This window comes from Pseudomonas sp. LJDD11 (assembly GCF_024584215.1).
Taxonomy (GTDB): domain Bacteria; phylum Pseudomonadota; class Gammaproteobacteria; order Pseudomonadales; family Pseudomonadaceae; genus Aquipseudomonas.
The window spans coordinates 1-8,399 of record NZ_JANJFL010000051.1 but is presented as its reverse complement, the minus strand read 5'-3'; the positions used below and the strand labels follow the sequence as shown (position 1 = coordinate 8,399).

The following is an 8,399-nucleotide window of genomic DNA, read 5'->3' as shown; positions in this document are numbered from 1 at the left end:
GAGGACAGCCGTGGACGCTGGTATTTCAACGTCGTGGTCGAGGTCGACCGCCAGTTATCGCCAGGCCAGGACGCGGTGGGTATCGACCTCGGACTGAAAACCACGGCCACCTGCAGCGACGGTGATCGCCTTGAAAGCGGCAGGTTCTACCGGGATCTGGAGAGCGCCCTGGGCACGGCCCAGCGCGCCGGCAAGAAAGCCCGTGTGCGGGCGATTCACGCCAAAATTGCGAACCGCCGCAAGGATTGCCTGCATAAGTTCAGCAACGCGCTGGTCGCGCGTTGTGGCGTCATTGTGGTGGGCGATGTGAACTCACTGAAACTCGCGAAAACCAGGATGGCCAAGTCGGTGCTGGACGCCGGCTGGGGCCAATTGAAAACCATGCTGGAATACAAATGCGATCACGCAGGCACGGTTTTCAAGGTTGTCAGCGAGAGAAACACCACCCAAACCTGTTCGAGCTGCAAGCAATTGCCGGACTCGAGGCCCAGAGGTATCGCAGGGCTTGGAATAAGGGAATGGACTTGTTGTGGGTGCGGTGTCACCCACGACCGCGACGTCAACGCCGCAAAGAACATTCTCGCGCTCGGGCATGAGCGTCCAATTGTGGGAATCCCAGCCCTTTAGGACGGGGAGGATGTCAACCTCTGCAACATCCGCAAACGCTCTAGTCGCGAACTCACAGTGCAGGCAGCGAGTCGAAATCCGGCTTTTCAATCATGGAATTTCACCGCTGCAAGGAGACTGTCGATGTTGCATTCAATCCCCCCATTCCTGCGCCGTGCCTGCCTGGCCGGCCTGTTGCTGGGTGCGCCACTGGCCCAGGCTGCCGAGGTGCTGTTGGTCGGCAACAAGGACGGCGCCAGCGTCTCGGCGCTGAGCATGGCCGATGGCAAGGAACTGTTGCGTCTGCCGGTGGGCACCGGTCCTCATGAGGTCATCGTGTCGCGTGACAATAAACTGGCTGTGGTTGGCAATTACGGTGCGCCGGGCAAGCCCAACAACAGCCTGACGGTGATCGACTGGCCGACGCGCAAGGTGCTGCGCACCGTGGACCTGGGCGAAGACACCTTTCCTCACGGCATCCGCTTTCTGCCGGATAACCAGCGCATTGCAGTCACCACCGAGGGCAGCGAGCGCCTGCTGCTGGTGGACCTGAAACAGGGCAAGGTGGTGCAGCGCATCGCCATTGGCGGTGGCAAGCCGCACATGGTCGAGCTGTCGCCGGATGCGACCCGTGCTTATGTGACCCACGTTGACGGCGGCCGCCTGTCGGTGGTGGATCTTGAGCAGTACCAGAAGATCGCCGAGGTCGAGACCGGCAAAGGCAGTGAGGGCATTGCGATCAGCAAGGATGGCCGCGAAGTGCTGGTCAGCAACCGCGAAGCCGATGAAGTGGTGTTTGTTGATACGCAGAGTCTGAAAGTCACCGAGCGGATCAAGACCGGCCAGTTTCCGATCCGTATTGTCATGACCCCGGATGGCAAACACGCGCTGGTCACCAATGCGCGTTCGGCTGAACTGTCGGTTATCGATGTCGCGCAGAAAAAGGAGATCAAGCGCATCGCCCTGGCTCAGGAGGGCGTGAGCTATCGCAAGACCATGCTCGGTGAAGCGGCATTGCCGATCGGTGCGATTGTTGCTCCCGATGGCAAGCGCGCCTTTGTGGCGGTCAGTGGCGGTGACCATGTGGCGGTGATCGACACCGCCACATGGACTATTCAGCAGCGCTGGAAGGCCGGGCCAGAGCCCGATGCGCTGGCCATCATCCGCGATTGACACCAGGGGCGGCTTGGCCGGGCAATGCGTTGCATTCGCCGGCAGAGCTGCCTCCCTCCGAATGCGCGTCTAGCTGCAATACTGTTCAGATAAGCACCACAGATCTCTGTGGGAGCGACCTTGGTCTGGGCGGCATTCCGACGAAAGGGCCAGGAAAGTCACAGCATCTGCTGCGAATGTGCCGCCGCCTTCGCTGTGGTCCGGCACCCCGGCAAGCTAGCTCCCACAGGTTTAATAGAACAGTATTGCGTCTAGCTGCGAATCAAGCTCTGCCAGCGTCGCGCCGGCGCCCGGCAAGGGGTGTGCGGGATTGCCATCGATACACAGCAGCGTCGATTAAGAGCTGACGCCTGACTGGCGCGTGATGCGCGCTCCCTTACCACTTCATTTCGCCGGTAGCGACCTTGGCGCCGATATCCAGGGCGATGCCCAGCCCGGCATTGGGATAAGCGGTTTGCATGGCCTTGATCAGCGTGGCGCTGTCTTTGGCTTTCTTCAGTTCGGTGTCCCAGCGTTGCAGGTACTGCTGGGTGTAGGTCACTTGCGAAACGTCCTGCGCGGCGCCCGGTGCAGCGTGCCCTGGCACCACGATGGCCGGTTTCAGGGCGGCGATGTCCGCAAGCTTGGCCGACCAGGCCGCGCGGTCTTCAGCGCTGGCAGCGTCGGCGGTCCAGGCATGCAGCCCGGCGTACACATTGACCCCGCCGACCACGGCTTTGATCGAGGGAATCCACACATAGCTGCGATGCGGCAGGCGGCCGTCGGCGCCACGGATTTCCAGGGTCTGGCCTTCCAGCGTCAGCGCGTTGGCTTCAAGCACGGCAGGCAGGCTGACATGTGCGGGGGCATTGGCGCCCATTTTCGCGGGCCAGAAGCTCAGCTTGGTCGGCAGGGTCGCCTCGATCTTTTTGATCGTTGGCGCAGTGGCAACTACTTGGGCATCCGGAAAGTAGCCTTTGAGGATATCAATGCCGAAGTAGTAGTCCGGGTCAGGCTGGCTGATGTAGATGGTCTTCAGGGTCTTGCCGCTGTCGAGCACCATGGCCGCGATGCGCAGCGCGTCAGCGCGGGTGAAACCGGTGTCGACCAGCAGCGCGTCAGTCTTGCCGGTGACCAGCACGGCGTTGACGTTAAAGCTGTTGGCATCGGCATGGTAGACCTTGAGGTCCAGTGGGTCGGCTTGAGCGGCCGCAGCGGCCGACAGCGAGAGTGCGGCGACGGCAGCCAGACGGGTGAAAAGGCGCGGGATCGTCATCAAAGGTGTTCTCCAAGCTGGATTGCAGCGGCTGCTGCGGGTGGAGAGCACTGTATTGATTCAATAGGCGCAGATAAACTTCGCTTCAGGCAATAGTTTGTCAACCGGATCGAGCATATCAATGGATCGTCTTACCGCCATGCGGGTGTTTGTAGAGATTGTCGAGCGGGGCAGCATGAGCGCTGCCGCCGAGGCTTTGGACATGTCCAGGGCCATGACCAGCCGCTACCTTGAAGGGCTGGAAGCCTGGCTGGGCGTGCGTCTGCTACACCGCACCACGCGCAGGTTGGCCTTGACCGATGCCGGTGAGCAGGCGCTCAAGAGCTGCCGGGAAATGGTCAGCCTGGCCGGCGACATTGTTTCGCAAGCCAGTCAGGCCGGCGAGGTGCAGGGGCGGCTGCGGCTGACCTCGGCGCCGTCGTTCGCGCAGGCGCAATTGACCGCAGCGGTGGTGGAGTTTCAGGCCCTGCACCCCAAAGTCGAGATTGACCTGGTGATGGTCGACCGGACGGTCGATCTGGTCCAGGACCGCATCGATCTGGCCATTCGCCTCAGCCAGCGCATCGATGACGAACTGGTCGCTCGGCGTCTGGCGGTCTGCCGATCGGTCCTGTGCGCGTCGCCGGCTTATCTGGCCCGGGTCGGTACGCCTTTAAGCCCCGAGGATCTGGCGGCGCATAAAAGCATTCTGCACAGCCATGGCTTTGCGACCAGTTACAACCTGCGCAAGGGCGAGCAACTGACAGTCGTACAAGCGCGAGGCAGCCTGACGGCGAACGAAACCTCCATCGTGTTGGCCGCCGCACTGGCGGGTGCGGGGATTGCGATGCTGCCGACCTATTACGTGGGCGAGGCGCTGGCCCGCGGCACACTGCAGGTGGTGTTGCCCGACTATGCACTCGATACCATGAATATCCACGCCGTCTACCTGTCGCGGCGCCACCAGCCGTTACCGCTGCGCTTGCTTATCGAGTTTCTGGCCGAGCGATTTGGCGGCGATGTTGCACCTTGGGACCGGGTAGCGCTTCATTCGTAGGAGCGGCTTTAGCCGCGAAAAGCTTCGCTGCTAAAGCCGCTCCTACGAGGTCGGTCGCGCAGGCAGATCAGCGAATGTGTCAGCTGTGTAGCAGAGCACTACCAAGCGGCGATTCCCCGGAAAAGAATGACGTTTATACCTGTCGGCCAGATTTGAAGCGTCGGGTATCCGGCCAGACCAGGGAGCAGCATCGTGCCATTGGCCAGCAACCACCCGCTTGTACGGCGTAGCACAGGCAGCGGCGAGCACAACGCCGTATTTATCGTCGCCTCCGGCCCATCGGCGCGGGACTTTCCTATTGAGCGTTTTGCCAAGGTGCCGATGATTACCATGAACGGCGCGATCTCGATGTTCGCCCGCACCAGCATCCGACCTTTCTGTTACGCCTGCACCGACAAGGATTTTCCACGCCAGCAACCGCAGTTGTTCAACGAGGCCGTTCAGCGTAGCCAGCGCCTGGCTGTTTGGGACGAGCTGCTGGACGACCTGCCTGCGCTGTCGGCAGATAAAGTCCTGCCTCTGAAGAAGGCCGGGCCGCCGTCGCTGTTGCGCACGCTGCTGCGCCGCGAGCGCAACCTGGTGCGCAGCGGCGCTTTCTGGAGCCGTCGTGCCCGTTCGCTGGGGTTCAGCAAGGACCTGTCGCAAGGCTTTTTTGATGCGCGCACGGTGGCGTATCTGGCCCTGCAAATCGCCTATCACTCGGGGTTTCGCAAGGTCTTTCTGGTGGGCGTGGATCTGGATCAGGCGGCCGGGCGTTTTTACGAGACCAGCCCGAACGATCCGGCCAATTCACCCTGCGGCCTGGATCAGCATTTTCAGCGGCGCATTTTGCCGTCCCTGCAGATCATGGCCGACAAGGTGGTGGGTGAGGACTTCGCGGTGTACAACCTGTCGGCGCGTTCGCGGATCCCTGAGCGGGTGATTCCCAGGGTCAGCCTGGCGCAGGTCGAAGGCATGCTCAACGGCTAAAGGGCGCGCTCAGAACGCCTGCAGAATGCGCCCCAGCACCCCCATTGCCGCTTCACGCTGCGGGGTCCACGGGTAGCCGTGGTTGAGCCGTGCACAATGGCTGAAGCCGCGCTGTGCCGAGAACATTGGCCCTGGCGCGATGCTGATGCCCTGCGCCAGCGCCATTTGGTAAAGCTTCAGCGAGTCGACCCGTTCGGGAAACTCAAACCACAGAAAGTATCCGCCGGTTGGCCGGGTGACCCGGGTTTGTTCCGGAAAGTGCCGCGCCGCCGAGGCGAGCATCGCGCCTTGTTGCATCTCCAGGGCATGGCGCAATTTGCGCAGGTGCCGGTCGAACCCGCCGTGTTGCAGGTAATCGGCGATGGCCGCTTGCGCGGGCACCGAGGGCGAAATGCTGGTCATCAGTTTCAGGCGGCTGATTTTTTGCGCATAGCGTCCGCCCGCCACCCAGCCGACCCGGTAACCCGGTGCCAGGCATTTGGAAAACGAACCGCAGTGCATCACCAGGCCTTCGGTGTCCAGGCTCTTGACCGGGCGTGGCGCGCGGCTGCCGTAATACAGCTCGGCATAGACATCGTCTTCGATCAGCGGCACCTGATGGGTCTTGAGCAACTCGTACAGCGCCTGTTTGTTGGCATCGGGCATGCTCGCGCCCAGCGGGTTCTGCAGGCTGCTCATGAACCAGCAGGCCTTGATCGGCAATTGCTCGAGGCGGTCGGCCAGTTGCTCAAGGTCCACGCCGTCACGCGGGTGCACCGGAATTTCCACGGCCTTGAGCTTGAGGCGTTCGAGCATCTGCAAACAGGCATAAAACGCCGGCGCCTCGATGGCCACCAGGTCGCCCGGCTGGCTCACGGTTTGCAGGCACAGGCTCAGGGCTTCCATCGCGCCATTGGTGATGACCAGTTCTTCGCGTTCCGGGTGCACGCCGCTGTTGAGGTAGCGCAGCGCGATCTGGCGCCGCAGTTCCTGGTTGCCGCTGGTCATGTCGGCGATCACCGCATGGGGCAGCAGCCCGCGCACGCTGTGGGCCATGGAACGGGCCAGGCGCGGCAGGGGGAACAGGTCCGGGCTGGGAAACGCTGAACCAAACGGCACGGTTTGCGGGTCCTGCAAGCTGCCCAGCACCGAAAACACCAGCTCGCTGACATCCACCTCGGTGCCCAGTGAAGGGCTCAGATGAATGGCCGGTTCGCTCAGCGAGCGGCTGGCATGTTCACGCACGTAATAGCCCGAACGCTCCCGCGCCTGGATCAGCCCGCGGTCTTCAAGCCGGTAATAGGCCTGGAACACGGTTGAGGGGCTGACTGCAAAGCGCTGGCTGGCGACCCGTACCGAGGGCAGCTTTTCGCCGCCCTTTAGGGTCCGGTTGCGGATCATCTGGGCGATGTCTTCGGCAAGTTGTTCGTAGCGCTTCATGGGCAGGTCGTGTCATGCGGATCGAGGCGTCAGCATGCCTGCGGGAAAAAAACGACACCAGATGCATTTTCGATATTTATTTACGGATCAGATGACTTGTTTGGCATGAAGCTGAATCGGAGGCATTGAAGACGCTGCTCTGCAAAAAACGCCTGTATCTGAGCCTGTTATCCGTGCCTTTAGATCATAGAACATTGGTATACCGTAATACGGTGTTCATAAATCGGAGGTTTCATGGCATTTCAGATCCGCAAACTCGTCACGTATAAAGAACAGATCTTCATCGAAGGTGGCAAGCCAGTGCACACGCCACTGAACATGGCTGCGGTGGCTGCAATCATCACCAATCCCTGGCACGGGCGCGGCTTTGTCGAGGACCTCAAACCGCAGATCCGTGAGCATTGTTCGGACCTTGGGCAATTAATCGTTGCGCAATTGGCCCAGGCCATCGGTGGTGCTGCGCGCATTGAGGCCTATGGCAAGGCCGCAGTGGTTGGGGAGGCGGGCGAAATCGAGCATGCCTCGGCGCTGATCCACACCTTGCGCTTCGGCAATCACTTTCGTGAGGCGGTGGACGCCAAGAGTTACCTGGCGTTCACCAACAAGCGCGGCGGGGCGGGCACCTCCATTCAGGTGCCGATGATGCACAAGGACGATGAGGGCATGCGCTCCCACTACCTGACCCTGGAGCTGCGCATCGACGACGCGCCACGCGCCGACGAAATCGTGGTGGTGCTGGGCGCCGCCGATGGTGGCCGGCCTCATGCGCGAATCGGCAACCGTTATATCGACCAACAGGCGCTGGCCGCAGAACAGTCGGCCATCTGATCCGGTTTTTATTCAGGTTTCTGAATCTGTAACCGGATCAGTGGCTGCGGCATCATGGCCCCATGATCTTTTAGGGCTATGGGAGCAATCTGATGGGCAAAATGGCGTTTTTCATGCTTGGGTTCTTGGCGGTGACCATTTTGATTGGCTTGCTGGCGACCATCCCGCCGCCGCTGTAAGCCGCGTCAATTCAATTGCGCAAAAGGCTCTTGAGCAATCAAGGGCCTTTTCTGCGTGCCTGCTCAAAGGCGCTGAAAAGGGCAGGCCAGACGGTTGCTCTGTTGCACAGGCGGTTTAAACTGTGGCCCTTCGCCCGACTGGACTGCTCCTTTTGACTCTTCCTCTCGTCATGCTCCCCGGCCTGCTCAACGATGCCCGCCTGTGGGCGCAGCAGCAGGCGCTGATCGCTCGCGACCGTCATGTGCAGATCCCCGACCTGACCCAGGACACTTCGATTGCGGCGATGGCCGCACGGGTGCTGCAAGCGGCGCCACCGCAATTCGCCCTGGCGGCGTTGTCCATGGGCGGTTATGTGGCTATGGAGATTCTGCGCCAGGCGCCGCAGCGCGTAGTGCGCCTGGCATTGTTTGACACCATGGCGCGGCCCGACAGTGCCGACCGGGCCAGGGTGCGTCGCGGCTTGCTGGAGCTGGCGCAGATGGGCACCTTCAAGGGCGTCACGCCGCAGTTGCTGCCCAAGCTGATCCACCGCAACAGTCTGGGTACAGCTGCCGCGCAACAGGTCAGGGACATGGCGCAACAGGTTGGCCGCGACGGCTTCATTCGCCAGCAGCAGGCGATCATCGAGCGTGCCGACTATTCAGGGTTACTGGCGCACATTAAGGTGCCGACCCTGGTGGTCGTGGGCGAGGACGACCAGATCACTCCGCCGGCTGAGGCACAGTTCATCCATGAACAAATCGCCGGCTCACGGTTGGTGACACTTGCCGAGTGTGGGCATCTACCGCCGCTGGAACATCCTGAGCGCACCACGCAGTTGCTGCAGGAGTGGCTGGCTGATTGACCATCGGGGCGCGACAAGCCCCGCCGTTCAGGGCGGGGAAGGATAGCGCGGACGGCGTAGCCGTCCTCGGTCGCAGTGGGGGCTGCTGC

9 protein-coding genes are annotated in these 8,399 nt (G+C 61.7%); 7 read left to right on the top strand and 2 right to left on the bottom strand.

Annotated features, from left to right (window positions below; genetic code table 11):
• Both NRB16_RS28530 and NRB16_RS28525 read left to right on the top strand, forming a co-directional pair.
• Window positions 1-627: transposase (locus NRB16_RS28530; RefSeq protein WP_257107519.1), on the top strand; the 627-nt coding region annotated here is incomplete at its 5' end.
• Window positions 628-750: 123 nt separating this feature from the next.
• A complete protein-coding gene (locus NRB16_RS28525) occupies window positions 751-1,779 on the top strand; it encodes a cytochrome D1 domain-containing protein (protein WP_257107518.1) in 1,029 nt (342 codons plus the stop codon).
• 376 nt (window positions 1,780-2,155) lie between these two features.
• On the opposite strand, the gene NRB16_RS28520 is transcribed toward NRB16_RS28525, so the two are convergent.
• Window positions 2,156-3,034, bottom strand: coding sequence for an MBL fold metallo-hydrolase (locus NRB16_RS28520; protein WP_045491711.1), 879 nt, complete (start codon window positions 3,032-3,034; stop codon window positions 2,156-2,158).
• 121 nt (window positions 3,035-3,155) lie between these two features.
• Here NRB16_RS28520 and NRB16_RS28515 point away from each other — a divergent pair, with 121 nt between their 5' ends.
• Window positions 3,156-4,070: a LysR family transcriptional regulator gene (locus NRB16_RS28515; protein WP_257107517.1), complete on the top strand. Its 915-nt coding sequence runs from the start codon at window positions 3,156-3,158 to the stop codon at window positions 4,068-4,070.
• A gap of 198 nt (window positions 4,071-4,268) precedes the next feature.
• On the top strand, window positions 4,269-5,039 hold the full coding sequence (locus NRB16_RS28510; protein WP_306456553.1) for a lipopolysaccharide biosynthesis protein: 771 nt from the start codon (window positions 4,269-4,271) through the stop codon (window positions 5,037-5,039).
• 9 nt (window positions 5,040-5,048) lie between these two features.
• On the opposite strand, the gene mapR is transcribed toward NRB16_RS28510, so the two are convergent.
• Window positions 5,049-6,458, bottom strand: a complete 1,410-nt coding sequence (gene mapR / locus NRB16_RS28505) for a GntR family transcriptional regulator MpaR (protein ID WP_257107515.1) — start codon at window positions 6,456-6,458, stop codon at window positions 5,049-5,051.
• 234 nt (window positions 6,459-6,692) lie between these two features.
• Here mapR and NRB16_RS28500 point away from each other — a divergent pair, with 234 nt between their 5' ends.
• From NRB16_RS28500 to NRB16_RS28490, 3 genes are read left to right on the top strand one after another with little or no spacing between them, the layout of a single operon-like run.
• Complete coding sequence (locus NRB16_RS28500; protein ID WP_257107514.1) at window positions 6,693-7,286, top strand: amino acid synthesis family protein; 594 nt, start codon at window positions 6,693-6,695, stop codon at window positions 7,284-7,286.
• Window positions 7,222-7,584, top strand: a complete 363-nt coding sequence (locus NRB16_RS28495; protein WP_257107520.1) for a hypothetical protein — start codon at window positions 7,222-7,224, stop codon at window positions 7,582-7,584. The genes NRB16_RS28500 and NRB16_RS28495 overlap by 65 nt, the downstream gene beginning before the upstream one ends.
• A gap of 33 nt (window positions 7,585-7,617) precedes the next feature.
• Window positions 7,618-8,310 (top strand): alpha/beta fold hydrolase, encoded by a 693-nt coding sequence (locus NRB16_RS28490; RefSeq protein WP_306456552.1) that lies wholly within the window; start codon window positions 7,618-7,620, stop codon window positions 8,308-8,310.
• Window positions 8,311-8,399 lie beyond the last annotated feature (89 nt).